20 protein-coding genes are annotated in these 24,250 nt (G+C 75.6%); 7 read left to right on the plus strand and 13 right to left on the minus strand.

Annotation, left to right across the window (positions count from 1 at the left end; genetic code table 11):
- Positions 1-64: 64 nt before the first annotated feature.
- Together VM95_RS12130 and VM95_RS12135 are read right to left on the minus strand one after the other, a co-directional pair.
- Positions 65-898: an aldo/keto reductase gene (locus VM95_RS12130; RefSeq protein ID WP_045695322.1), complete on the minus strand. Its 834-nt coding sequence runs from the start codon at positions 896-898 to the stop codon at positions 65-67.
- A 49-nt stretch (positions 899-947) separates the two neighbouring features.
- Positions 948-2,141, minus strand: a complete 1,194-nt coding sequence (locus VM95_RS12135; protein ID WP_045695325.1) for an MFS transporter — start codon at positions 2,139-2,141, stop codon at positions 948-950.
- 232 nt (positions 2,142-2,373) lie between these two features.
- On the opposite strand from VM95_RS12135, the gene VM95_RS12140 reads away from it, so the two are divergent.
- Positions 2,374-3,063 carry an SDR family oxidoreductase gene (locus VM95_RS12140; protein WP_045695329.1) on the plus strand — a complete coding sequence of 230 codons (690 nt, stop codon included), beginning with the start codon at positions 2,374-2,376 and terminating at the stop codon, positions 3,061-3,063.
- 153 nt (positions 3,064-3,216) lie between these two features.
- Here VM95_RS12140 and VM95_RS12145 read toward each other — a convergent pair whose 3' ends face one another.
- Positions 3,217-4,491, minus strand: coding sequence for an alpha/beta hydrolase family protein (locus VM95_RS12145; protein ID WP_045695331.1), 1,275 nt, complete (start codon positions 4,489-4,491; stop codon positions 3,217-3,219).
- Between the two features lie 170 nt (positions 4,492-4,661).
- Here VM95_RS12145 and VM95_RS12150 point away from each other — a divergent pair, with 170 nt between their 5' ends.
- The gene (locus VM95_RS12150; protein WP_045695334.1) at positions 4,662-5,201 is read left to right on the plus strand and encodes a P-loop NTPase family protein; all 540 of its coding nucleotides are present in this window, start codon (positions 4,662-4,664) and stop codon (positions 5,199-5,201) included.
- Positions 5,202-5,386: 185 nt separating this feature from the next.
- Here VM95_RS12150 and VM95_RS12155 read toward each other — a convergent pair whose 3' ends face one another.
- The 4 genes from VM95_RS12155 to lanKC form a co-directional block, all read right to left on the minus strand.
- Positions 5,387-7,162, minus strand: coding sequence for an ATP-binding cassette domain-containing protein (locus VM95_RS12155; protein WP_045695336.1), 1,776 nt, complete (start codon positions 7,160-7,162; stop codon positions 5,387-5,389).
- Positions 7,163-7,543: 381 nt separating this feature from the next.
- Positions 7,544-9,265 carry an ATP-binding cassette domain-containing protein gene (locus VM95_RS12160; RefSeq protein WP_045695338.1) on the minus strand — a complete coding sequence of 574 codons (1,722 nt, stop codon included), beginning with the start codon at positions 9,263-9,265 and terminating at the stop codon, positions 7,544-7,546.
- A 165-nt stretch (positions 9,266-9,430) separates the two neighbouring features.
- Positions 9,431-9,556 (minus strand): SapB/AmfS family lanthipeptide, encoded by a 126-nt coding sequence (locus tag VM95_RS41420; RefSeq protein WP_107072933.1) that lies wholly within the window; start codon positions 9,554-9,556, stop codon positions 9,431-9,433.
- Positions 9,557-9,704: 148 nt separating this feature from the next.
- A complete protein-coding gene (gene lanKC, locus VM95_RS12165) occupies positions 9,705-12,263 on the minus strand; it encodes a class III lanthionine synthetase LanKC (RefSeq protein WP_045695340.1) in 2,559 nt (852 codons plus the stop codon).
- Between the two features lie 869 nt (positions 12,264-13,132).
- Here lanKC and VM95_RS12170 point away from each other — a divergent pair.
- Together VM95_RS12170 and VM95_RS12175 are read left to right on the plus strand one after the other, a co-directional pair.
- The gene (locus VM95_RS12170; RefSeq protein WP_045695342.1) at positions 13,133-13,696 is read left to right on the plus strand and encodes a zinc-dependent metalloprotease family protein; all 564 of its coding nucleotides are present in this window, start codon (positions 13,133-13,135) and stop codon (positions 13,694-13,696) included.
- A gap of 34 nt (positions 13,697-13,730) precedes the next feature.
- Entirely contained in the window at positions 13,731-14,795 is a 1,065-nt protein-coding gene (locus VM95_RS12175) for a hypothetical protein (protein ID WP_045695345.1), read from the plus strand.
- 18 nt (positions 14,796-14,813) lie between these two features.
- Here the strand turns inward: VM95_RS12175 and VM95_RS12180 are convergent, their stop codons facing one another.
- Positions 14,814-15,302, minus strand: a complete 489-nt coding sequence (locus tag VM95_RS12180) for a heme-degrading domain-containing protein (RefSeq protein ID WP_244178735.1) — start codon at positions 15,300-15,302, stop codon at positions 14,814-14,816.
- A complete protein-coding gene (locus VM95_RS12185) occupies positions 15,299-16,360 on the minus strand; it encodes a Gfo/Idh/MocA family oxidoreductase (protein ID WP_045695348.1) in 1,062 nt (353 codons plus the stop codon). The genes VM95_RS12180 and VM95_RS12185 overlap by 4 nt, the downstream gene beginning before the upstream one ends.
- Before the next feature lie 71 nt (positions 16,361-16,431).
- On the opposite strand from VM95_RS12185, the gene VM95_RS12190 reads away from it, so the two are divergent.
- Positions 16,432-17,574, plus strand: coding sequence for an ROK family protein (locus VM95_RS12190; RefSeq protein WP_244178736.1), 1,143 nt, complete (start codon positions 16,432-16,434; stop codon positions 17,572-17,574).
- Positions 17,575-17,591: 17 nt separating this feature from the next.
- On the opposite strand, the gene VM95_RS12195 is transcribed toward VM95_RS12190, so the two are convergent.
- Positions 17,592-18,092 (minus strand): GNAT family N-acetyltransferase, encoded by a 501-nt coding sequence (locus VM95_RS12195; protein ID WP_045695350.1) that lies wholly within the window; start codon positions 18,090-18,092, stop codon positions 17,592-17,594.
- A gap of 283 nt (positions 18,093-18,375) precedes the next feature.
- Positions 18,376-18,705, minus strand: coding sequence for an ArsR/SmtB family transcription factor (locus VM95_RS12200; RefSeq protein WP_045695352.1), 330 nt, complete (start codon positions 18,703-18,705; stop codon positions 18,376-18,378).
- Between the two features lie 135 nt (positions 18,706-18,840).
- On the opposite strand from VM95_RS12200, the gene VM95_RS12205 reads away from it, so the two are divergent.
- Positions 18,841-20,046: an MFS transporter gene (locus tag VM95_RS12205; RefSeq protein ID WP_078859811.1), complete on the plus strand. Its 1,206-nt coding sequence runs from the start codon at positions 18,841-18,843 to the stop codon at positions 20,044-20,046.
- A 155-nt stretch (positions 20,047-20,201) separates the two neighbouring features.
- Positions 20,202-21,740: a CoA transferase gene (locus VM95_RS12210; protein ID WP_045695355.1), complete on the plus strand. Its 1,539-nt coding sequence runs from the start codon at positions 20,202-20,204 to the stop codon at positions 21,738-21,740.
- 64 nt (positions 21,741-21,804) lie between these two features.
- On the opposite strand, the gene VM95_RS45145 is transcribed toward VM95_RS12210, so the two are convergent.
- A complete protein-coding gene (locus tag VM95_RS45145) occupies positions 21,805-23,301 on the minus strand; it encodes a glycine-rich domain-containing protein (RefSeq protein WP_045695356.1) in 1,497 nt (498 codons plus the stop codon).
- A gap of 316 nt (positions 23,302-23,617) precedes the next feature.
- Positions 23,618-24,178: a TetR/AcrR family transcriptional regulator gene (locus tag VM95_RS12220; RefSeq protein WP_045695358.1), complete on the minus strand. Its 561-nt coding sequence runs from the start codon at positions 24,176-24,178 to the stop codon at positions 23,618-23,620.
- Between the last annotated feature and the right edge of the window lie 72 nt (positions 24,179-24,250).

Below are 24,250 nucleotides of genomic sequence, written 5' to 3' on the forward strand. Positions count from 1 at the left end.
TGCGAGGGTCGCCGGGCCGGCCGTGAGGGGCCGGCCCGTAGCGGGCTTCCGGGGGCGGGGTCGGTCAGTTGAACCGGTCCGGGTGCGGGCCGGTGCGCAGGCCGCGGTCGGTGGCGGCGATGGCGGCCATGTCCTCGTCGGTCAGCTGGAAGTCGAAGACGTCCAGGTTCTGGCGGATGCGCGCCGGGGTGACGGACTTCGGGATGACGATGGTGCCGAGCTGGAGGTGCCAGCGCAGCACCACCTGGGCGGCGGACTTGCCGGTGCGCCCCGCGATCGCGGTGATCGCCGCATCGTCCAGGACGGCGCCCTGGGCGAGCGGGCTCCACGCCTCGGTGGCGATGCCGTGCTCGGCGTGGAAGGCGCGCAGTTCGGCCTGCTGGAGGCCGGGGTGCAGCTCGACCTGGTTGACGGCCGGCACCAGCTCGCTGGTGTCCAGCAGGCGCCGCAGGTGGGCGGGCTGGAAGTTGGAGACGCCGGCGGCGCGGATGCGGCCCTCGGCGGCGAGGCGTTCGAGGGCGCGCCAGGAGTCCAGGTAGAGGTCGCGCGCCGGGGTGGGCCAGTGGATCAGGTAGAGGTCGATCTGTTCCAGACCGAGCTTGGCGAGGCTGGCGTCGAAGGCGCGCAGCGTGGCGTCGTAGCCCTGGTCGGAGTTCCACAGCTTGGTGGTGACGAACAGTTCCTCGCGCGGCAGGCCGGAGGCGGCGAGGGCGCGGCCGACACCGGTCTCGTTGCCGTAGATCGCGGCGGTGTCGATGCTGCGGTAGCCGGCCTGGAGGGCGGAGGTGACGGCGGCGGCGGTCTCGTCGTCGGGGACCTGGAAGACGCCGAAGCCGAGCTGGGGGATCTCGACGCCGTTGTTGAGCTTCACGGCGGGGATGCCGGGGGTGTCGTTCATGGTGGCGCTTCTCCTGGAAGGGAACGGTGGGAAAGGGGGAGGGGGGCGGTCAGTGATGGACGGGGACGGGAGCGGCGGCGGGGGCGCTGTCCCGTACGGGGGTGCGGCGCTCCAGGGCGGCGGACCAGACCGCCAGCAGGAGCGCGGCACCGGCGAGCAGGGCGCCGACCCAGTTGGGGGCGGTGTAGCCGAGGCCGGCGGCGATGACCTGGCCGCCGAGCCAGGCGGCGAGGGCGTTGCCGAGGTTGAAGGCGCCGATGTTGACGGCCGAGGCCAGGGTGGGGGCGCCGTGCGCCTGGTCGAGGACGCGCTTCTGCAGCGGTGGGACGGTGGCGAAGCCGAGTGCCCCCACGAGCAGGATGGAGACCGCGGCGAGGACCTTGTCGTGTGCGGTGAGGGTGAACAGGGCCAGGACGACGGCGAGTCCGCCGAGGGAGGCGTAGAGCATCGGCATCAGCCTGCGGTCGGCGAACCTGCCGCCGAGCAGGTTGCCGAGGAACATGCCGACGCCGAACAGGACGAGCAGCCAGGTGACGGCGCCGTCGGAGTAGCCGGCGACGTGGGTCATCATCGGGGCGATGTAGGTGATGGCGGCGAAGACCCCGCCGAAGCCGAGGACGGTCATCGCCATGGCGAGCAGCACCTGCGGGTTGCGGAAGGCGGTCACCTCGCGGCGCAGGTGGGCGCCTTCGGGGCGGGGCAGGGCGGGGACGAGCTTGGCGATGCCGAGGAGGCCGACCACGCCCAGTGCGGCGACTCCGGCGAAGGTGGTCCGCCAGCCGACGGCCTGGCCGATGAAGGTGCCCAGCGGGACGCCGACGATGTTGGCGACGGTCAGGCCGGTGAACATGGTGGCGATGGCGCCGGCCTTCTTGTCGGGGGCGACGAGGTCGGCGGCGACGACCGAGCCGATGCCGAAGAACGCGCCGTGGGCGAGGGAGGCCACGATGCGGCCGGCGAGCATCACGCCCATGGTCGGTGCCGCGGCGGAGATCAGGTTGCCCGCCGCGAACAGGCCCATGAGGAGCATGAGCATCGTCCTGCGGCCGATCCGGGTGCCGAGCACCGTCATCAGCGGGGCGCCGACGACGACGCCGATCGCGTAACCGGTGACCAGGAGCCCGGCGGAGGGGATGGACACCCCGTAGTCGCCGGCGATCTCGGGCAGCAGGCCCATGACCACGAACTCGGTCGTACCGATCCCGAAGGCCCCGATGGCCAGGGCGAGGAGCGCGAGAGGCATGGTGTGCCGCCCTCCAGGTGATTGCTACTGTGCCTTACGGGCTCCGACAATAGTTGCACGCGCTGGCTAAGTGCAAATGCGGGCATTTGCCTGCCGCCGATGGTGGGCGATGGCGGCGAGCATGCGGCGGGGGCCGCGGGCGCGCGAGGTGCCGGCTGCGAGCCCCGGGGCGTGCGCCAGGTCGGCGTCAACGCGCCGTTCCGGCACGGTGGTTGAGGGTAGATGGGCGGCCATGGGCGTTCACTTCATCACCGGGGCGGGCTCCGGCATCGGTGCGGCCGTGGCCGGGCTGCTCGCGGAGCGCGGGGAGGACCTGTGGCTGCTGGCCAGGGACGAGGAGCGGGCGGAGGTGCTGCGCTCACGGTTCCCGGGGTGCCGCACGCTGGCGGCCGACCTCGCGGAACCGGCGGCGCTGGCCGCCGAGCTGGAGAAGCAGGGCCTGCCGGAGCGGCTGGACTCGCTGCTGCACGTCGCCGGCGTCCTGGAGCCGGGCACGGTGGCCGAGTTCGACGTCGGGGCCTGGCAGGCGATGCTGGCCGTCAACTTCCTGGCACCGGCCGAGCTGACGCGCCTGCTGCTGCCCGCCCTGCGGGCGGCCCCGGGGCGGGTGGTGTTCGTCAACTCGGGCGCCGGCCTGCACGCGCCGCCGCGCCTCGGGGGCTACGCGGCCTCGAAGTTCGCGCTGCGGGCGCTGGCCGAGTCGCTGCGGGCGGAGGAGTTCCGCAACGGCGTCCGCGTCACGACGGTCTTCCCCGGCGAGGTCGACACCCCCATGCAGGTCCGGCTGCACGGCGCACTCGGCCTGCCGTACGAGCCGGAGATCTGCCTGACGGTCGACTCCGTCGCCACCGCCCTGGCCGGGGTGCTGGACTTCCCGCCGGACGGGACGCTGAGCGAGCTGACGATCCGGCCGGGCTGCTGAGGCGTGTCCTGATCAGATGGGCCCGCCTCCTGACCCTCGCCGGTACCGGCTCAGGAGGCGGGCCCGCGACGACCGGCCGGCGCCCCTGCCGAACCACCCCACCCGTGAGCCCCCGCCTTCCTCCGCGACCACGCGTGAGGATCGGGAGCGGGCCTACCGCTCGTAGAGCATCTCGGGGAAGCGCGGCGACGGGCCGTCCAGCAGGTGGTCGTCGTGGCCGCGGAGCCAGCGGTCGAGGAACGACACGACGTACGAGCGGGTGGCCGACACGGCGCGGTCCGGGCGGACGTCGCCGACGTCGTCGGCCAGCTGCTCCCCGCTGATCGCGCCCTGGCGGGCGAGCTGGGGAAGCAGGGACTGCGCGTCGGTGTAGGAGCCGTGGCGGGAGCCGGTGAGGGTCACGTCGGCGTGCCAGCCGGTGCTGTGCTGCCACAGGGCGTCCCAGCCGGGCTGCCGGTGGTAGCTGCCGGAGTCGCCGTCCTGGGTGCCCATGAGCAGGAAGGGCTTGGTCAGGCCGTCCTGGGCGACGCTGGTCGGGAACACGCCGGTGTGCCCGTCCGGGCCGGGGAAGTGCAGCTGGCCGTCGAGGTCGATGCCGGCCTTGAGGCGCGGATCGTCGTGCATGGTCTGGAGGGCGGTGGAGCCGCCACCGGAGTGGCCGACCATGCCGATCCGGTCGAGGTCGAGGGAGGCGGCGAGGCCGGACGGCACCTGCTGGTCGTGGCACAGCTCGCCGAGCCGGTCCAGGACGAAGCGGGTGTCGTCGACCCGGGTCTGCAGGATCTTGCGCAGCAGGGCGCCGGCGTCGACGCCGGGCTGGGCGAACAGCGCGGGGAGGACGGAGGTGGCGAGGTCCCCGTGGGGGAAGGCGACCTCGGAGGCGTCGTAGGTGTGGTCGACGGTGACGACCACGTAGCCGCGGGAGGCGAGGTCCTCCACCAGGCCGGTGCCCCAGGTGCGCGGATCGCCGAAGCCCGCCGAGTACAGCACGACGGGCCGCTTGCCGCCGGGGAGGACGGGCGCGTCGGCGCGGGCGTGGGTGCGGATGCCGGCCCAGTCGGTGCGGCCGGGCTCGAAGCCGTGGGCGGTCTGGCCGGCGCTGCCGGTGCTGCCGAAGTGGTCGGCGGCGGCGGGGACCATGTACGGCGCGCGCTCGTCGCCGCCCGCGGGCCGGGTGGTCGGGTACCAGAAGCTGATCATCAGCTTGCGGTGCTGCCCGGCCTGCCAGGGGTCGTCCCGGTGGTCGTCCGTGAGCCGCAGGGACGTCGTGCCGACCGGGTACGGCCCGGTCGGCTGCGGCAGCCAGGCCCTGGCCTGCCGCTCGGTGCCCCGCCCCGGCGCCGCCACCGCGCCCGGCGCGCCGACCGCGCCCGAGCTCACCGTCGCCGCCAGCAGTACCGCCGCTACGGCCCGTCCTCGCCTGCTCATCGCCGTTCCTCCTCGTTCGATCGCGTGGTCGCCGTGAACACGGGTGACGGTACGGGCGAGGAGGGGCGGAAACCGTCGTACCGGGGCGCCAAGTCCCCTGTAGTACCCCGGTATGGCGGCGTCCCCGGTCAGCGAGGTGCCGCGGCCCCGGCCGGGGGATGATGGCGCGCATGAAACGTGTGATCATCACTGGCAGCTCGGGCGCGGGCAAGACCACGGCGGCCGCCGCCCTCGCGGCCCGGCTCGGCCTGCCGCGCGCCGAGCTGGACGCGCTCCACCACGGCCCGGGCTGGGTGAAGCGCCCCGAGTTCGAAGCCGACGTGGACCGTTTCACGGCCGGCCCGGTCTGGGTCTGCGAGGAGCAGTACCACGGCGTGCTGGGCGACCTGCTGTGGGAGCGCGCCGACACGCTGGTCTGGCTCGACCTGCCCCGCACGACCGTGATGAGACGGGTCGTCGTCCGCTCGCTGCTGCGCGTCCTGACCCGCCGGGAGCTGTGGAACGGCAACCGCGAGACCTGGCGGGACCTGGCCGACCCCCAGCACCCGGTGCGCTGGGCCTGGGCCAACCACGCCAGGAAGCGCAGGTCCACGGTCGAACGCCTGGCCCGGCACCCGCACCTGACGGTGGTCCGGCTGACGAGCGCCGGGCAGGCCCGGGGCTGGCTGCGGGGCGCGTCGGCCCCGACCGGGGTGGTGGGACGTCGCTGAGGCTCGGCGACCGGGGCACCCACGTCTGGTTCTCCAGCTACCTCTGCCCGCTCCCCGAGACGCTCCGCCCCGAGGCCCGCGACTACCGGGACGGGGTCCTGAGCGGCGTGGGGTTCCAGGAGCTCGCGAAGGCGATCCGGTTCCGCAAGGGCGAGCCGGAGTAGGTCGATCGGCCCGGCACGGCGTCACGGTGTGGCCGCGGGGCGGGCGCCGGCGGCGTCGGGGTCCGGGGTGGCGGTGAGGTGGCGGTAAGCCGGGGTGTCGGCCAGCAGGCCGGCGTGGGTGCCGAGTCGGGGCCGGGAGCCGTCCAGGAGGAGGACCCGGTCGGCGCGGCGGGCCGGGCCGGGGCGGTGGGTGATGGTGACGACCGTGCCGGGGCGGGAGCGGAAGGCGCGTTCCACCCGCAGTTCGGCGGCGGCGTCGAGGTGGCGGGTCGCCTCGTCCAGGACGACCAGGCGGGCGTCGCTGAGGTGGGCGCGGGCGAGGGCGATCAGCTGGCGCTCGCCGGGGGAGAGGGCGCCGGGGGCGAGGTGCCCGGCCAGGCCGCCGAGCCGCCGCAGCAGCGGCTCGGCGCCGACCGCGCGGGCTGACGCCAGGACGGCGGAGTCGGTCGCCCGCGGGGCGAGCCAGCGCAGGTTCTCGGCGACGGTGCCGGTGAAGACGTACGGGTCCTGGGGGAGCAGCACCCGCGCCCGGGCCAGGTCGGCGGGTGCCAGGTCGGCGGGCGCCGCGCCGCCGAGCAGCACCTTGCCGTGGCCCGGGGCGACGACGCCGGCGACGATGTCGGCGAGGGTCGACTTGCCGATGCCGGAGGGGCCGACGACCGCCAGGTGCTCGCCGTCGCGCACCGCGAGGTCGAAGCCGTCCAGGACCGGGTCGGCGTTGGCACCGTAGGAGAAGGAGACGCCGGAGAGCTCGAAGGAGCCGTCCACCGGCGGGAGTTGGTGGCCCGCACGGGCGGCGGCGGTCGCGTCCACCGGGTGGCTCGCGGCGGCGAGCCGCTCGGCGGCGACGGCCAGCCGGAGCCAGGAGGCGCCGGCGCCCTGCACCAGGAGGCGCAGGGCCGGTTCCAGCGTGCCCGTCAGATAGGCCAGCACGCCGATCACGGCGCCGGCCGTCAGCCCGTGCCGGACGAGGGCCGGGGCGGCCAGGACGACCAGCAGCAGCGGGAGGTGCGCGCCCAGGGACACGATCAGACGGCGCCCGCCCGCCAGCCGGGCGAGCGCCCGGCCCGCCTCGGCGTTCGCCGCGACGGCGGCCAGCACCTCGCGCTCGGCCGCCTCCCGGGCGCCGCAGGCGACCAGGTCGCGCAGCGCCCGCAGGGCGTCGGCGCACGAGCGGGCCAGCTCCTCCTCGGCCGCGAACGCCTCGCGCTGGCGCCGGGCGGTGGCCGGTGCCAGGGCGGCGAACGCGGCCAGCGACAGGAGGAGGGGGCCGGCGATCAGCGCGGCGGCGGCCGGGGCGAGGGCGGCGCTGCCGACGATCACGGCGATGGCGGTCAGGGCGAAGTGGGAGACGATGAGCAGCTGCCCGGCGACGGTGTCCCGGACGGCCTCGACCTGGCGGGTCAGCCGGGCGACGGCGATCGCGCCGGAGCCGTCCGCCCGGCCGTGCGTGGCGACGGCCCGGTGCAGCATGCCGGACACCACCTCGCCCAGCAGCCGGTCGCGCATCGGCTCGACGACCTCCGCCAGCCACGGGTACGTCTGGCGGGACGCCCAGGCGCCCAGGGCCGAGACGGCGGCGAACAGGGCGAGCCAGCCCGCCGCCGGTCCGGGCCGGTGGGCGAGGAAGCCGCGGTCGACCGCCAGGGCGAGCGCCTTGCCCGCGACCAGGGCGGGCGCGGCGGAGAGCAGGGACCAGGCGAGCAGCCGGAGCACGGCGGGCCGGCTCCGGCCGAGGGCCGAGCGGAGCAGCCGCAGGGCCGCCCGGCCCGGTCGGTCGGCGCGGGACGGGGTCATCGGGTCGCCTTTCGCGGAGTTCACGGATCGTCTGCGGCGGCGTTCGTCGGGGGAGCAGGTCGGCTGGCCTGTCGGCCGGACGGACGGGCGCCTGCTCGGCGAGGGGCTCGGCCGAGGTCCGCAGGCGGTGGGGTGGCGGGCGCGCGGGCCGGGCCCGACGGAGAAGGCCGCGAGGTCGGTGCGGGCGGCGGCACGCCCGTTGGCCGCCGGGCCGGGCCGGGTGCGGCGGCGGGCGGGCGCCGGGGCACGGCCGGGCGCCGGGGCGGGCCGCCGTCGAGGACTGCCCGGCGCCCGGGTTCGGGCACCTGGGGGGAGTGGGAGCGGCCGCCGGACGAGGAGCCGGAGCGTGTTCGCCGGACCCGGCCGAGGGGCCGGGCCGCGTCACCCGGCCGCCTCGCCGTCGAAGACCGCGCGGTAGCCGGGCAGCGCCGACAGCTCCTCGTGGGTGGCCAGTGCGCGGATCCGGCCCTCCTGGAGCCAGGCCACCTGGTCGGCGTGGGCGGCCACCGCGGCCCGCCGGGTGACCACCAGCCGGGTGCGGTGGCCCTCCTGCTCCCGGAGGGCGTGCAGGATCCCGGCCTCGGTGGCGGCGTCCAGCGAGGACGTCGCGTCGTCGAGCACGAGCAGTCGGCCGTCGTGCGCCAACGCCCGGGCGATGCCGAGCCGTTGGCGCTCGCCGCCGGAGAACGGGGCCTCGGCGGGCGGGGTGCGGTAGCCGTCCGGGAGCCGCCGGACGAACTCGTCGGCCCGGGCCGCCCGGGCGGCCCGGCGGACCCGCTCGGCGGGGAGGCCGGGGCCGATGGCGTCCTCGACGGTCCGCCCCGGCAGGGCCGGGTCGGCGAAGGCGCAGGAGACGGCGGCGCGCAGCTCGTCGGGGCGGAGGGCGGCGAGCGGGACGCCGTCGAGCGTCACCGTGCCCTCGTCCGGGTCCAGGAGCCCGGTGGCGAGGGCGGCGAGCGCCGAGGTGGCGGCGTCGTCGGCGCCGACCACGGCGAGCCAGCCGCCGCCCGGGACGGCCAGGTCGAGCCGGTCGAGCACCGGGCCGCCTGGTCCGCCGGGGCCGCCCGGTCCGTCGACCGTGACGCCGCACAGGTGGAGGGCGCCGTCGCCGGACGGCAGCGGCCGGGTGCCCGGTGCGGGGACGGGTGCGTCGAGCAGTTCGGCGAGCCGGTCGGCCCCGGCGCGGGCGCGGGAGACGTCGAGCAGGCTCTGGGCGGCGCCGAAGCCGCCGAGGCCGATGGCGGTGTAGCCGAGTGCGGCGAGCAGCCCGCCCACGGACAGCGAGCCGGCCGCGACCGCCGCTCCGGCGGCCGCCAGGACGGCGAGTTGGGTCACCGGGGCGAGCAGCGCGGAGCACCAGGCGATCCGCCGCTGGCTGTCCCACAACTCCCGTCCGTGCCTCGACAGTTCGGGAACCGGCCGGAGGACGCGGGCGATCTCGCGGTCCAGGGCGCCGGCGGCGGCGATGCTGCGGCTCCCGGAGACGGCGTCGAGCAGCCGGGTCGCGATGTCGGCCTGTGCCCGCTGATAGCCCTCGCCGAGGGTGGCCGTGCGGCGCAGCTGGCGGCGGATCGCCGCGTACCCGAGCGGGGCGGTGCCGAGGAAGGCCAGCGCGGCGGTCGGGGCGAGCACGGCCAGGGCGACCAATGCCGCTGCGGCCATGGCGAGTTGGGTGGCCGTGTAGATGACCGCCGGTGCGGCGAGGGCGGCCTGCGGGGCGCTGCCGGTCAGTCGCGCCGCGACGTCGCCGACCGGGAGCCGGTGCGCCGCGAGCGGGCGGGCGGCCAGCACCCGGCGGACGGCGTCCGCGCGGAGCCGGGCGGCGGTGTCGGCGGAGATCCGGGGCCCGGCGTACTGGCCGACCGCCTCGGCGCCGGCCAGGGCGGCGAGCGTTGCGGCCAGCGGCAGGGCGCCGGCCGTCCCGGCGCCGGTCAGGGCCGCGTCGACGGCGTGGGCGAGTACGGCGGGCAGGGCCAGGGTCGCGCCCGTACTGGCCGTGACCGCGACGGCCATGACGGCCGACCAGCGGCGGCCGAGGCGGAGCACCCGGCGCAGGCCCTTGGGGGAACTTCCTTGCCGGGATGAGGAGACGTCGGTCGGCACGGGACCCTCCGAGGGTGGCGCGGGAGGAGCCGGGAACGGCCGCCGGGCCCCGGTCCGAGGACCGGGGCCCGGCGTCGCCTAGGGGCCCTGGGCGGGCCGGCTCGGTGAGGAGGGCCGGCCCGCTTCGGGCACCGACCGCGGGACGGGCCCGCGGTCAGCGGCTGCTCAGAGGCAGAGCAGGGTGCTGACCGTGCTGTTGGTGCAGTTGACGGCGCTCAGCGAGCTGAGGACCGAGCGGAACTCGACGGTCTCCTCGACGGTCTCCAGGGCCTGCAGGCTGAGGATCGACATGATGAACTCCCATCGGTGGTGATGCGGTGCTTCCGGCAGGTGCCGGAACTCGTGGGCGGCGGTGTCGCCGCGGGGGTGGCCGCCGGTGGCGCGGGGCGCGCCCGGCAGGCCGCGAGGTGGTGACGCGGAGGTGGTGACGCGGAGGTGGTTACGCGGTGGGCCAGAACGGCATCGCGGGCGTGTCCGCGAACACCGTCCCGAGGGCGGACAGCACGCCGGCGGTGCCGGTGGCGAGGTCCATCGAGAGCCGGAGCAACTGCTCGCCGGGGAAGGCGGGGTGGCCCCGGTAGGGGACGGCGTGCCAGGCGAGCCGCCGGACGTGGCGCCGGATCACCGCCGCGTGGGCCGTCCCGTCGCCCTGGGCCTGCCGGAGCAGGGCGATCAGGCCGGCGCGTCCGTTGAACAGGCCGGACTGGACGATGAACTCGGGCTCGGCGGCGCCGCGGATCTGCTCCAGGCGCTCGGCCAGCGCGGCGTCCGGGCGGCGGCGCAGGTAGCTGTCGAGGACGGCGGCGATGCCGGCGCTGCCGGACTCCAGGTAGGGCAGCACGCGGGTGCCGTCGTCGACCTGGAGGGTGCCGTCCTCGGCCACCACGCAGCGGGCCAGGTCGAGGTCGAGGGCCCGGCGGGCGAGGTTGAGGAGGGCGGCGTCGCCGGAGTCCTCGTGCAGGTGGAGCAGCAGCAGGGCGGTGCCGGTGGGGCCGTGCATCAGGCCGGTCCGGGCTCCGGCGGGCGGCGCGGCGCCGTCCGGCCGGTCGAGGCGCAGCCGGGCGACGGCGCGTTCGGCGGCGTCCACGGCGGCCTCGCGCAGGGCGCGGTCGCCGGTGGCGCGGGCGAAGTGCCGCAGGGTCAGGCCGACTCCGGCCAGGCCGCCGGCCAGGTCGGGGCCGAGGCCGTCGAGGTCGTCCTTGCCGAGGCGTTCCAGCAGGTCGAGCGCCTCGGTACGGCGCCCGAGCAGGTCGAGGACGTACGCGACGCCGTGCGCGCCGAGGAACAGGCCGGGCCGGCAGGGTTCCCGGTTCACCGCGTCGAGCAGCCAGCCGACGTGGTCGGGGTCGATGGCGGCGCCGGTGGTGTGCAGGGCCCACAGGACGCCGGCCGCGCCGTAGGACAGGCCGAGCCCGTCGTGGGTGAACTGGCCGGGGTCGCCGGGGAAGAGCCGGTCGGCGCGCTCCGGGGTCGCGCTCGCCGTGATGGCGGCGGTGAGCTCCTCGCGCAGCCGGGGCCAGGCGGCGGGCTCGCCGCTCAGCAGCTCCTGGAACGCGCGGTCCGTCTCCTCGGTGGTGCTGGTGGCGGTCGGCGGGGTCGGCACGGCGGGGGCCGGCGGGTCGGGCAGCACCTGCGGGGAGAGCGCGAACCGTTGGCGCGCGGCGCGGACGAGCGTGCCGGCCTTCCCGGGGCTGAGCACGGTCAGCGGCATGAGCGGCAGGAAGAGCCAGAGCCGCAGCGCGGCCAGCGCGTGCTCGTCGACCTGGAAGCCGGTCAGCCCGGCGGGGGCGGCGAAGCCCGCGGCGCCGAGCGCCGGGCGGATGAACTCGTCGACGGGCGAGGCGAGTTCGAAGTCGACGAAGGTGACGCCGCCGTCCGGCCGGACGATCAGGTTGCGCGGGTGGAGGTCGCCGAACACGATGCCGCGCTCGTGGATCGCCCGCAGGCCCTCGGTCACGCCGTCGAGGATGCGCAGCGCCTTCGCCCGGTAGTCGGCGACGGCGGCGTCGTCCGTGTGCGGGTGCACCAGCGGGTAGTTGAGCCCGAACCAGCGGTGCAGCGGCTCGCCCTCGACGAACTCCTGGACCAGGAAGTGGTGTTCCCACGCGGTGAGGTAGCCGAGTGCTTCCGGTACGGCGGCCAGGCCGCTCAGCCGTCGCAGGATCTCGTGCTCGCGGCCGAGGCGCTGGACGGCGTCGTCGGCGCGCTGGTCCAGGCCGGCGTACGGCCGGGCCTCCTTGAGCACGACCTGCGGGCCGCCGCCGGTGGGCCGGCCGAGGTAGATGCCGCCGCCGTTGGAGAAGTGCAGGGCGCGTTCCACCGTGTACGGGAAGTCGCCCATGCTGTTCCGCGCGGAGTCGGCGAGGGCCTGGGTGAGGACGGCGGGCACCGGCGCCCAGTCGGGCACCTCGAAGACGGCGCGCCGGACGTCCGGGCGCAGCGCGCCGGAGGGTTCGCGGAAGGCGAGGACCAGTTCGCCGGTCTCGGTGCGGCAGAACTGCTCGACGAACCCGCCGTACCGCAGGTACAGCGGCCCCTCGCGCCAGCGCAGGTCGCTGAGGATGTACGGCCCGGGCTCGCCGCCGAGGGCGGAGTCGAGGTCGACCAGACATCGCTCCAGCTCCTGGTCGCCGACCGGGTAGAGCGTCATGAACTTCCCGCTGGAACCGCGCGAGGCGTACTTGGCGTTCTGCGTCTGGACGAGGGAGGGGCTGCGCAGGAACTTGAACGCGACGCGGTGCTCGAAGCAGTAGTTCCGGACGGTGTCCAGGATCCGCGGGGCGTTGTCCATGCGGGCCGAGACGTGCACCTTCCAGCCCTGCTCGGGCAGTTGGAGGTCGACGGGCTGGTATCCGACCCACACCTCGCGGGTGTTGCGCGCCCAGCCGGCCGGCGCCGGCTCACCCGCGGCGGGGAACTCCTCCAGGGTGGCCCAGCGGACCGGGGAGTCGTAGAAGAGCGGATCGGCGTACGAGTAGGCCTCGTAGCGCATGTCCATCGGATTCCTCCAGGGAGCGTCGTGCAGCGTCGAGCAGCAGCGGGGGACCGCGCACCGCACCGCGGGCACGCGGCGCCGCGGGGGCGGGGAGACCTGGGAGAGGAGGGCCGCGGGTGGGCCCGGACGGGGGCTGGTACGGGGAGCGCCTGGTGCAGGGGACGGCCTGCAACGGAAGCGCTCGGGACGGGGGGAGGCCCGGAACGTGCGGGCCGGCGGGGCGTACGGGCCTGGGTGGGAGGCCGGGGCCCGGAGGCCCGAGACCGCTTGTGGGTGGCCCGGTGGAGAGTTTGCGGTGGGCGTCGGGGCGGACGCCAGTGGATACGGGATGTTTGGCTGAATATCCCATCGGCAGATTCGTCGGGACGATTGGCATCCCCTGCGACCAGTGATGATCGCTCCGGGTGCCCGGACCGCTCCGCCGCGCTGTCGTCGCGCAGCAGGCCGTGGCGGCGGCACGCAGGTCGGGCGGCGGTGCCACCGGGCCGCCCCGCCGCCGGCCGCCCGGGGCGGTGCGGCCCGTTCCGTCACCGCATCGTTCACCCGGACGGCGCAATCCGTTCGGCGGTGCCCGTCGGCCGCGGGAACCGCGCCCGTGGCCGGATTTCTTCCGGCGCTCACCGCGCAGTCGTCGGCGCGCCGGTCCGCCCGACCGGCGCACGCCGGGTGGCGGTCCCGGGCGAGCGACCGGTACACGGAAGGTCGGCGTACCGGGTGACCTGGCCACCGGCGTCACGGGCGGAGCCCTGCCGGGCGCTGCCCGGGGCCGTCCGCCGCCGCGCCGGGTGCCAGGGCGGGGCCTACGATCGAAGGAACGGGCCGTCGAGCCGGGCGACTTGAGGGTTCATGGCGGGCCGGGATCGGAGTTCGCCATGGCGCCGCATTTCGATGTCAACGTGATCGTCGTCGGCAGGGACAAGTTCTCCCCGGAGAAGCTCGCGCAGGTCGACGGCTCGGTGGCGATCATGAAGGCGATCTTCGCGACATTCGGCCCGGAGGTCGGCACGGTCCGGATGTACCACCTCAGCTCCGCCCAGGCCGGCCGGCTCGCGATCATCCGCAACTACGCGGACGCGAAGACGCTGACGAACCTGTGGTCCGTGAAAAACGACGGGATCGACCTCTTCGTGGTCCGTCAGATCACCGATCCGCACTTCACCGGACTGTCGCCGATCGGTGCAGACTGCAGCAAGAACCGCGTGAAGGGGGACAACCCGCGGGCCCCGGTGGTCGCGATGCAGGAACTCACGGCGGAGACCGGAAACGCCTTCGCCCATGAGATCGGCCACTTCCTCGGCCTGCGCCACTGCGAGGATGACCCGCCGTCCTGTGCCGGCACCGCCAACGACTTCATGTTCGCGAGTCCGGGCCCATTCGGCGGGATCACCGCCGCGCAGGCCGCCAAGATGAAGACGCACTGCGCGGTCAAACCGTAAGGCCCGCCGAGAGTCGAGAGCCGGTGACCGCACCATGACCGCGAACGTCGACCAGCTGATGGCCTCCAGGGACACCCTGGACCCGGCGCTGCTCTCCGCCCTCGACGACGACGACCGCACCGACCTGCTCAACCGCGCCCTCGCCGCCGACGACCCGAACCGGATGCGCGCGATGGCCTTCCTGTCCCTCACCGACCCGAGCCCGGACGGCGCGCTCGCCCAGGCGGTCGGCCGGGCGGTGACGGACAGCGACCCGTTCGTGGTGGCCGGCGCGCTCGCGCTCGCCGCGTGCCTGGGCAGCGGCGCGGTGCCGCTCGTCCAGGGCGCGGTGTCCAACGGCGAGTCGCTGGTCGCGCTCTCCGCCTGGGCCACGCTCGAACAGATCGCCACGTCCGACGTCCTGGACGCCCTGCACCAGCTCGCGCCCTCGCCCGGCGACGAGGTCGGCGACCAGGCGGCCTTCGCCCTCACCGTGATCGCCCACCGGGGCGGGCAGACCGGATTCGAGCCCACCCCGCCCGCCGACAGCGACCTCCGCGCCATCCCGGCCGGCCAGGCCGCGTCCGCGATCACCCCGTCCGCCCCGGCCGACGACGACTTCGCCCTGCTCACCCGGCTGGCGGCGGGCGAGCTGTACCTGATCGGCCCCGAGCAGCGCGCGACCGTCGCGATCGACTGCGGCGAGCACCTGCTGCTCGCCATCGACCCCGCCGTCCTGGACGGCCTGCCGAACTCCGTCCTGCAGGCACCGGCACTGGCCGGCCTGGTCGCGGACCTGGACCGGAGCGGGACGTCGTACGGCGTCCGGCACCTGGTGCTCACCTGGCCGGACGGGTCGAACGGCGCCCACGTCCTGCTCTGCGACCCCGGCGGCACCCCGGCCTACTACGGGCACCCGGCCGAGTCGGACTTCAGCGACGGGACCGCCACCTTCGCGCTCTCCGCCGTCGACCGGCCCGGCGCCGGCCCGATCGCGGTCACCGTGACGGCCGCGACGAGCGGCGTGAGCCTCGGCGGCGACCTCCAGGTCAGCGACGAGATCGTGACGGACCGCCGGGACCCCACCCTCGACGACGACGGCAGCGGCGCGGTCGCCTGAGCCGTTCGCGGGGCGGCGTTACGCGGTGGCCCCGGCCAGGAAGCGGGTCAGGCACTCCGTCACCAGGCGGTGGTCCGCCAGCTGCGGCAGCCCGGAGACGGTGACCGTTCCCACCATGCCCGTCCCCCGCACCAGCAGCGGGAAGGAACCGCCGTGCGCGGCGTAGTGCGCCGGGTCGAGGTCGAAGGCCCGCCCCTTGGCCCGGTAGCGCTCGCCCACCAGGTACGAGGCCTCGCCGAACCGGCGGACCACGGCCGCCTTGCGGCGGATCCAGTCGTCGTTGTCCGGGCTCGTCCCGGGCAGCGCCGCGTGGAAGGCCTGCTGCTCGCCGTGCCGGATGTCGACCGTCACCGCCAGCGCCCGCTCGCGGGCCACCGCGACGATCAGCGAGCCGAGCCGCCAGGTGTCGTCCAGGTCGATCGAGGGGAGCTGCAATTCGCGGTGCTGGCGCTCCAGTTCGGCGATGTCGGGGGCTGCGGCGCGGTCCGGCCCCGGCACGCCGGTCACAGCTGCACCGCCGCTCCGGTCCGGGCGGAGCGCTGCGCCGCCTCCAGGAGGCGCAGCGCCTCGACGGCGTCGCCGGCCTCGACCGGGGCCGGGCCCCGGCCGTGCAGCGCCCGGACCAGGCCCGCGTAGTAGTCCTGGTACGCGCCGGGCAGGGTGGGCAGCGGCTCGGCGGTGTCCCCGGCCCGCAGCGCGCCCCAGCGCTCGGGCGGGACGACGCCCCAGTCCGGATCGGCCGGGGTGCGGCCCGCCCGTAGCGCGTCCTCCTGGCCGTCCAGGCCGTGGGTGACGTACGCGCCCTGCGAGCCCAGCACTCGGAAGCGCGGGCCGAGGTCGCCGGCGGTCGCGCTCAGCCACAGGTGCGAGCGGGTGCCGTCGGCGTGGGTGAGGGCGACGAAGCTGTCGTCGTCGGCCTCGGCGCCGGCGCGGCGCACGTCCAGCTCGGCGTACACCCGGGTGGCCGGGCCGAAGAGGACGAGCGCCTGGTCGACCAGGTGCGAGCCGAGGTCGTAGAGCACGCCGCCGGCCTCGGCCGGGTCGCCCAGCTCGCGCCAGCCGCCCTTGAGTCGGGGGCGCCAGCGCTCGAAGCGGGACTCGAAGCGGTGCACCCGGCCCAGCCGCCCCGAGCCGACCAGCTGCCGTACGGTGCGGAAGTCGCCGTCCCAGCGCCGGTTCTGGAACACGCTGAGCAGCAGACCCCGTTCCGCGGCCAGCCGGACCAGCTGCTCGCCCTCGGCGGCGGTGGCGGCCAGTGGCTTGTCGACCACGACGGGCAGGCCGGCCCGCAGGGCGGTGGCGGCCAGCGGGACGTGGGTGCGGTTGGGGGAGGCGACCACCACCAGGTCCAGGCCCAGGTCGGGGGCCGCCGCCCACAGTGCGTCCGCGTCCGGGAGCAGTGCGGCTCCCGGGTGCTGCCGGGCGGCCCGGGCCCGGCGGCCGGCGTCGGCGGTCACGACGGCGGCGAGGCGCAGGCCCGGGGTGGTGCTGATCAGGGGCGCGTGGAAGACCGCGCCGGCGATGCCGTAGCCGATGAGTCCGACGTTGAGCTGCGGAGAGTCCATGCCCCTAGTTAAACAACAGCGTGGATTAACTGGCAAGCCCGCGGAGATCGACAAGCTCGCATAATCGAGACGTGACGACCGACCCCGCCGCCCCGCTTCCCGGCCCCGCCCCGCTTCCCGGCCCCGCCCAACTCGCCGCCTCCGCCGCCCCGCTGTCCGACCCGGCGCTGAACCTCGCGCTGGTCCGCGACCGCAACGACGCCGCCGTCCTGCGCGCCGTCCGCGCCCGCGCCGGGAACGGGATCAGCCGGGTCGAACTGGCCGTGCAGACCGGTCTCACCGCCCAGGCCATCAGCAAGATCACCGCCCGCCTGCTCGCCGAGGGCCTGCTCACCGAAGCCGGCCGCGAACGCGTCGCCGGCCAGACGGGCAAGCCCCGTACCCTGCTGCGCCTCGTCCCGCAGGCGCGCTTCGCCCTCGGCGCCCAGATCGGGCGGCGCGAACTGCGCCTGCTCCGGGTCGACCTCACCGGGGCCGTCACCGCGGAGGTCCGGGAGGACGTCGACCCGGGGAGTGAGCCCGGCCCGGTCCTCGACCGGCTCGCCGCCCTGGTCCACGAGCTGGCCGCCGGCCCCGCCGCCGGGAACGTCCTGGGCCTCGGCCTCGCCTGTCGCGGCCCCCTCGACGCCCGGGACGGCGTCCTCCACCGGGTCACCGGCATGCCCGGCTGGCACGGCCTGCACCTGCGCGACGAGATGCGGGCCCGCACCGGGCTGCCCGTCATCGTCGAGAAGGACTCCACCGCCGGCGTCCTGAGCCGGCTCGGCCCGGACAGCCGGGCCTTCGTCTACCTCGGCGACGGCGTCGGCGCGGGCCTGGTCCTGGACGGCCGCGTCCACCGCGGCGCCCGCACCAACGCCGGCGAGTTCGGCCACCAGTGCCTCGACCCCGCCGGCCCGCCCTGCGCCTGCGGCGCGCACGGCTGCCTGGAGGCCGTCTGCCTCGCCGCCCTGCGCGCCGGGCGCCCGGACGAGGCCGCCCGGGCCCTCGGCATCGGCGTCGCCAACCTGGTCCGGCTCCTCGACGTCGAGGAGGTCAGCCTCGGCGGCACGACCTTCCTCGACGACCCCGAGCCCTTCGAGGCCGCCATCCGCGCCGAACTCGCCGCGCGCCTGCCCGACCCGCACTGGCAGCGCGTCACCCTCACCCGCGCCCCGCGCCTGGCCATCCCCCAGGGCGCCGCCGCGCTCGCCCTCGGTCGTCTCTTCCTTTAGGCGAGTTGTTCCGAAGGTCAGGTCAGCTGCTTGTGCATGACGATGCAGGGGCGGCCGTGCTGTCTGTCGGCACGACGGTCGATCTCCTGCCAGCCCAGTGAGCTCCAGAAGGCGAGGGCGGCGGGGTTGTTCTCCAGGACGGCGAGCCGGATGCCGTCCCGGCCCTCGCTGCGGAACCGCTCCTCGACCAGGTTGGCCAGCAATCGGCCGATGCCCTTGCGGTGAGAGTTGCCGTGCACCATCAGCAGCCCGATCCAGGGCTGGCCATCTGTTGGGTGACGGTCAAGCAGGCACAGGAGCCCGACGAGTTGCCTGCGCGCATCCCGGGCGAGCAGTACCTCGCAGCCCTCGGTACCGGATTCCTCCCGCAGATCGGCTTCGACGCGGTCGGCCCGGATGTTCTCGGGGTCGTACTCGCCGGCGGCTCGGCAGTACTCCGGGTTGCTCGTGTAGAGGTCGACCACCTCAGCGATCTCCTGCGGAGAGAAGCGAAGCGGTGAAAAGGAGAGGGCAGCCATGCAGGCAGCGTAGTCAGCCCTGCCGGCGTGGCTGACCGCGAGGGGAGAACATCCAGGATCAGGGTGTGACGGACACCGAGGCCCTGGCGAACCCGAAGCTGGACGAGCGCGAGGTGCCATGGCGTTGCCGCAGCTCGCTCCCCAGGAGTGGATGCCTGCCGGGGCTCCGTTGTGGACCAGGGGCACCCTGGTCACCCGGGCAGGTATCCGTGAATCCGTCACCATCCTCAACCGCGGAGCGCAGCGCCAACCGGAACAGGCCCCGCCGGCCCCACCCCGCCCGTCAGGCTGGGGCGGCGGCCCCCGCGAGGATGGCGTCGAGCAGGCCCGGGAAGCGGGCGTCCAGGTCGGCGCGGCGCAGGCTGACGAAGCGGTTGCGGCCGGCGACGCGGGTGGAGGTGACGCCGGCCTCGCGCAGCACCCGCATGTGGTGGGAGACGGTCGACTTGTGCAGGTGGTCCAGTCCCAAGTCCCTTGGGGCGCAGGAGTGTTCGGCGTCGTCGGCGTAGCTGAGCAGCAGCCGCATGCGGACCGGGTCGCCGAGCGCGTGCAGGACGGTGACGAGGTCGATGTCGGCGGTGGTGGGCTGGGGGAGCCGGTCGACGGCGGTCATGGTTTCGGCGCTCCGGATCTCGGGTGGCTGGCGACAGCTGGACGGGAATGGTTTGACAATCATCCACCAATCCTCGATTGTTTGGCGAGCATCAAACCGTTGCATGTTCGTCCAACAATCCCCGGGGGGATTCCCGTGCCCGTACGCCTGCTCCTGCTCGCCCTCGGCACCTTCGCCGTGGGCACCGACTCGATGGTCATCGCCGGCATCCTCGGCCCGGTCTCCACCGACCTCGGGGTGTCGGTCGGCGTCGCCGGCCAGTTGGTCACCGTCTTCGCGCTCGGCTACGCCCTGCTCGCCCCGCCGCTGGCCGCCGCCACCGCCCGCTGGCCGCGCCGGACCCTGCTGCTGACCGCCCTCGCCGTCTTCAGCGCCGCCAACGCGCTGAGCGCCCTCGCCCCGACCTACCCGCTGCTGCTCGCCACCCGGGTCCTCGCCGCCGCCGGCGCCGCCCTGTACACGCCGACCGCCAACGCGGTGGCCACCACCCTGGTCGCCCCCGAGCGGCGCGGCCGGGCGCTCGCCACCGTGCTCGGCGGCATGACGGTCGCCACCGCCCTCGGCGTGCCGCTGGGCACCTGGGTCGGACGCACCGACTGGCGGCTGACGATGTGGCTGGTCACCGCGCTCGGCCTGGCCGCGTTCGCCGGACTCGCCGTCCTGCTGCGCGACCTGCCCGCCCCCGCCGCCGCCCCCACCCTGAAGGCCCGCCTCGCCCCGCTCGGCCGGCGCCAGGTGCTCGGCGCGGCCGCCACCACCCTGGTCTTCTTCCTCGCCTTCCAGTGCGTCTACATCTACCTGGCCACCGCCGTCGCGCCCGCCACCGGCGGTGACGCCGACCGGCTGAGCCTGATCCTGTTCACCACCGGCGTGATGTCGGTCCTCGGCAGCTGGCTCGGCGGCCGCCTGGTCGACCGCCTCGGCGTGCGCACCGTGCTGTTCGTCGGCTCGACGGTGGCCGCGGCCGCCTTCGCCGCCCTGCCCTGGCTGGGCCGCAGCATGGCCGGCTCGCTGGTGTACGCGATGGTGGTGCCGCTGGCCGGCTGGGCGGTGTCGATCGCCCTGCCGCACCGGCTGGCCTCGATCGACCCGGCGAACGCGCCGCTGCTGATCTCGCTGAACAGCAGCGCGCTCTACCTGGGCACGGCGGCCGGGGGAGCGGCGGGCTCGGCGGCGATGGCGGTGCTGGGCACCCGGTGGTTCCCGCTGGCGGCGGCGGTGCTGGCGCTCGTCGCCTGCGCGACGGCCGCGGCCACCACCCGCGACCGGCGCGCGGCCGCCGTAGCCCCTGCCGCCCCGGCTCCGGCCACTGCCCAGGCTCCGGCCACCGCCCGGGTCTGACGCCCCACGGGCTCTGCTCCCGCGCCGTGGTGAGCGCCCGTCAGGTCGGTCATGCGCACCCGAACGTCGTCGCCGCAGGCATAGGCTGCCGGTGTTGCCGAACGCAACACCGGCTCCACCTCGACCACTTCGTCACGAAGCAAAGGCTGGATCCCATGAGCGTCGACGAACCCACCGAACTCACCGAGCGCGTCCGGAAGGCCGTCGCCGACCCGCTGACCCGGGACGACGGCTTCGACATCCACCAGGCCCTGCGCGAGGTCCTCGCCCCGGCCGGCCTGCGCCCCGAGGACAGCGGCGGGACGGTCACCTTCCTCGGCAGCGACCCGATCGTCCCGAGCATCATGCGCCTCGGCGGCGCCGCCGCGCTCGGCATCACGGCCAAGTCCGTCGCCCTCGCCGCGCTCTGGCGCCACCGCACCGGCGAGGGCCAGGACGTCACGATGGACCTGCGCAAGGCCCCGCACCGGCTGTGCCCCTTCTACGACCGGACGTGGGAGCTGCTGAACGGCCACCCCGGCGGCATGCCCTCCGATCCGGACAGCCCGCTGGGCTTCGAGTTCTACCGGGCGCGCGACGGCCGCTGGATGATGCCGCTCAACCCGTACCCGAAGATCAGGAACGCTGCCTACCGGCTGCTCCGCACCTGGCCGGAGAAGCAGGCCGTCGCCGACGCCGTCGCCCAGTGGGACGCCGCCGACCTGGAGCGGGCCGGCGCCGAACTCGGCGTCGTCATGCCGATGTTGCGCACCACCGAGGACTTCCTGCGCGAGCCCGCGTACGAGTTCCTCGCCCGGGACCCGCTGATCAGGATCGAGAAGATCGGCGACAGCGAGCCCGAACCCCTGCCCGCCGGCGTTGCTCAGCCGCTCTCGGGCATCCGTGCGCTCGGCATGGGCCACGTCATCGCGGGCGCCGGCATCGGCCGCGACCTCGCGTACCACGGCGCGGACGTGCTGAACCTCTGGCGGCCCGACGAACTGGAGCTCGACGTCGCCTACAACTCCGCCAACGTGGGCGTCCGTTCCAGCACCGTCGACCCCTACGGCCCCGAAGGGCGGGCGAGGATCCGCGAACTGCTGCGCGGCGCCGACGTGTTCTACGCCAACCGCCGCCCCGGCTACCTGGAGAGGATCGGCCTGAGCGCGGAGCAGGCCGCCGCCGTGCGCCCCGGCATCGTCCACGTCCGGCTCTCGCTCGCCGGCGAGAGCGGCCCGTGGGCCGGGCGGGTCGGCTTCGACCAGGTCGCCGGTGCGCTCACCGGCATCATGCTGATGGAGGGCCCGGACGGCGTCGCGGCCGGACCGACCAGCACCCCCGCCATGCCCCACATCGGCGTCGTCAACGACTACCTGCTGTCCTGGCTCGCCACCACCGGCGCCGTCGCCGCGCTCCTGCGCCGGGCCACCGAGGGCGGCAGCTACCGCGTCACCCTCAACCTCACCCGGGTCGCGGTCTGGATCCTCAGCCTCGGCGTCTTCGACCGCGACTACGCCCACGCGACCGCCCTCGCCCGCGACCCCGAATCCCCGCACGCCTACCTCGACCCGGACACCTTCACGGCCGCCACCCCCTGCGGCCACTACCAGGGCGTCACCGACCAGGTGGCCATGTCCAGGACCCCCGGCCGCTTCCGCACCGTCCTCGTCCCGCGCGGCAGCAGCACCCCCTGCTGGCTCCCGCGCCACGGCTGACCGGCCGACGCGGCCGCCGTCGACCCTCGTGCCGACGGCGGCCGCGCTCAGGCGGTGCGCCGGATCACGGGGTGGCGACGATGAGGACGCAGCCGCTCCCGCCGGCGGTCCCGTCCGCGCCGTTCTGCCCCGGATTCGATACTCCCCGACCGCCGTTGCCGCCGTTGCCACCACTACCGGCGTTGCCGGTGCCGGCGGGACAGGCGCTGCTGGCGGCGGCAGGCAGGGTGATGGTTCCGCCGGCGCTGCCGGTCTGACTGTCGGTGACCGTGGGGCCGGAGCTACCGGTGTAGACGGTGGGGGTGGCGGACACACCGGTGGCGGTGGCCGCGCAGACCGGGTCGGTGCCCGGCTGGCCGCCGGTGGCCCGGGCGAAGCCGCCCGTTCCGCCGGCTCCGCCGCCCTGGCCGGCCGGGCTGCCGGCGGTTCCGTCACCGCCGGCAGGCCGGTTGGCGGAGCCGTGGCCGCCGGCTCCGCCGCCTCCGCCGGGCGCGAGCACCTCGACGCCGCCGGGCCCGGTCACGGACGCGGCCTGGCCGCCGTTGCCGCCGCGGCCGGGGTTGCCGGCGCTGAGTTCGCCGCCGGAGCCGCCGAAGCCGGCCGCCCCGCCGGGTGTCGCGAAGGGCACCGCGACATCCAGGACGGTGCCCGCCCGGAGCCCGGTGAACGTACAGGTGAGGGCGGCCGCCGCGCCGCCGCCGGTGCCGCCCTGGCCGCCGGCACCGTCGCCGTAGATGCTGCTGGCGCCCTGACCGCCGCCACCGCCCCCGCCGCTGCCCGCGGCGCCGACGGCCGTGACGGTCAGCGTGCCGGTGTTGGCGGGGACGGTGTACTGGGCGAGGCCGGGGGCGCAGACGGAGGTGGAGCCGGTGGGAGGACAGGACACGACGGGAGTGATCAGGACGCAGCCCGACCCGCCGTCGCCGACTCCGAGGCCACCCGGGAAGCCCAGGCCGCTTTGGCCTCCTTGGCCGCCGAACCCGGCCCCGTGGCACCAGTCGGGAGAGATCGTCCCGCCCGTGCCGCCTTCGAGGCCGGGGCGCCCGGCGCTGCTGGTGGCGGCCGGGCCGTTGACGGCCGTCAGCCCGTTGCCGGACGCGGTGCAGGTCGGTGAGCTGCCCGGCCGGCCGCCGGCCTCCTCCGGATCGCCGTTGGCCGTGCCGCCCGCACCGCCGCCGCTGCCTGCGCCGGCGCCGCCGTCGATACCGCCGAACTCGTCCACGCTGCCGGCACCCCCTCCGCCGCCGGCGGCGGAGACGGCCAGACCGGAGGCGGTGACGGAGGCGGCCCCGCCGCCGGCGGCGGCAGTCAGGAGCTGCGAGCTCTCCTGCAGGGCGCCGGCACTGCCCCCATTCGGCACCGTCACCGCCAGCACCGTGCCCGGCGCCAGGCCGGTGACGGTGCAGGCGATCGCGGCACCGGCGCCGCCCCCGGCACCGAGAGTCCCGCCGCCCGCGCCGCCGCCCCCGCCGACAACGGTGAGGCGGACCTGCAGCACGTTCGCCGGCACGGTGTAGCGGTAGGAGCCCGCTGTGTCGCAGACCGTCGTACCGTTCGCCACGCCACACGTGTCGGCAGCCACAGGCGCAGCCGCCACAGGCGCGGCCGCGCCCGCAGCGCCCGCCGCGGGCAGCGGCAGCACCGCGCCACCGCTCAGCGCCAGGGCACCCACGGACGCGAGCGCGCCCAGCAGACTGCGCCGTCGACCCTCTCTTCTGCTCTCCCCCGGAATCCGTCGTCCTGGCACGCGGCCTCGACCTCCCCTGTGTGTCGTCGCAGGTGGGAGCGCAGCGGACTCGAACCGTGCGCACACGGAAAGTGTCAACACGGACACGCTGAGTGCGCAACGGCAGTCCGCCGCCGCGCCTGGACGGCCCCTACCGCCGGAGGAGTTCGCAGAAGCGGTCCAGGGCCAGGTCGGTGCGGTGGCGGTCGCCGGTGGTGGTGAGGTCGAACAGCAGGCCCCGGATGACGGCCATGACCAGGGTGGGGGTGACGGTGTCGTCGGGGCCGGTGCCGACCTCGCGGAAGGCGGCGCCGAGGGTGGGGAACCAGCCCGTGATGGCCTCGGCCTGGTCCGGGTAGTTCTCGGGGTGGGTGAGCCCGTCGGCGTGCACCTCGAAGAACAGCCGGACGAACGGGGCGCGCTCGGGCGCGCTCATCCACGCCCAGATGCCGCGCAGGTACTCCTCCGGGGAGGCCGCTCGGGCCGGGAGGTGCTCGGCCAGCCGGACCGCGCCGCGGCGGCGGGCCTCGGCGAGGACGGCCGCCACCAACTCCTGCTTGCTGCCGAAGTCGTACAGCAGCATCCGGGGGCTGGTGCCGAGGGCCTCGGCGAGCGGGCGCAGGCTCAGCCCGGTCAGGCCGTGCGCCAGGACGTAGTCGGTGGCCCGGGCCAGCGTGGCCTCCCGCCGGGCGGGGTCCGGGGGTCGCCCCATGGTCGATCGTCCTTTCCAGCTCGCGGATGTGAGCGGGCATCATTATATGGTGCGACTGTTTCAAGAACGGGA

The sequence above is a fragment of the Streptomyces rubellomurinus genome (genome assembly GCF_000961885.1).
Taxonomy (GTDB): Bacteria; Actinomycetota; Actinomycetes; order Streptomycetales; family Streptomycetaceae; genus Kitasatospora; species Kitasatospora rubellomurina.

Coding starts and splice junctions, on each gene's coding strand:
- VM95_RS12130 (WP_045695322.1), bottom strand. CDS start 898: ATGAACGACACCCCCGGCATCCCCGCCGTGAAGCTCAACAACGGCGTC.
- VM95_RS12135 (WP_045695325.1), bottom strand. CDS start 2,141: ATGCCTCTCGCGCTCCTCGCCCTGGCCATCGGGGCCTTCGGGATCGGT.
- VM95_RS12140 (WP_045695329.1), top strand. CDS start 2,374: ATGGGCGTTCACTTCATCACCGGGGCGGGCTCCGGCATCGGTGCGGCC.
- VM95_RS12145 (WP_045695331.1), bottom strand. CDS start 4,491: ATGAGCAGGCGAGGACGGGCCGTAGCGGCGGTACTGCTGGCGGCGACG.
- VM95_RS12150 (WP_045695334.1), top strand. CDS start 4,662: ATGAAACGTGTGATCATCACTGGCAGCTCGGGCGCGGGCAAGACCACG.
- VM95_RS12155 (WP_045695336.1), bottom strand. CDS start 7,162: ATGACCCCGTCCCGCGCCGACCGACCGGGCCGGGCGGCCCTGCGGCTG.
- VM95_RS41420 (WP_107072933.1), bottom strand. CDS start 9,556: ATGTCGATCCTCAGCCTGCAGGCCCTGGAGACCGTCGAGGAGACCGTC.
- lanKC (WP_045695340.1), bottom strand. CDS start 12,263: ATGGACATGCGCTACGAGGCCTACTCGTACGCCGATCCGCTCTTCTAC.
- VM95_RS12170 (WP_045695342.1), top strand. CDS start 13,133: ATGGCGCCGCATTTCGATGTCAACGTGATCGTCGTCGGCAGGGACAAG.
- VM95_RS12175 (WP_045695345.1), top strand. CDS start 13,731: ATGACCGCGAACGTCGACCAGCTGATGGCCTCCAGGGACACCCTGGAC.
- VM95_RS12185 (WP_045695348.1), bottom strand. CDS start 16,360: ATGGACTCTCCGCAGCTCAACGTCGGACTCATCGGCTACGGCATCGCC.
- VM95_RS12195 (WP_045695350.1), bottom strand. CDS start 18,092: ATGGCTGCCCTCTCCTTTTCACCGCTTCGCTTCTCTCCGCAGGAGATC.
- VM95_RS12200 (WP_045695352.1), bottom strand. CDS start 18,705: ATGACCGCCGTCGACCGGCTCCCCCAGCCCACCACCGCCGACATCGAC.
- VM95_RS12210 (WP_045695355.1), top strand. CDS start 20,202: ATGAGCGTCGACGAACCCACCGAACTCACCGAGCGCGTCCGGAAGGCC.
- VM95_RS12220 (WP_045695358.1), bottom strand. CDS start 24,178: ATGGGGCGACCCCCGGACCCCGCCCGGCGGGAGGCCACGCTGGCCCGG.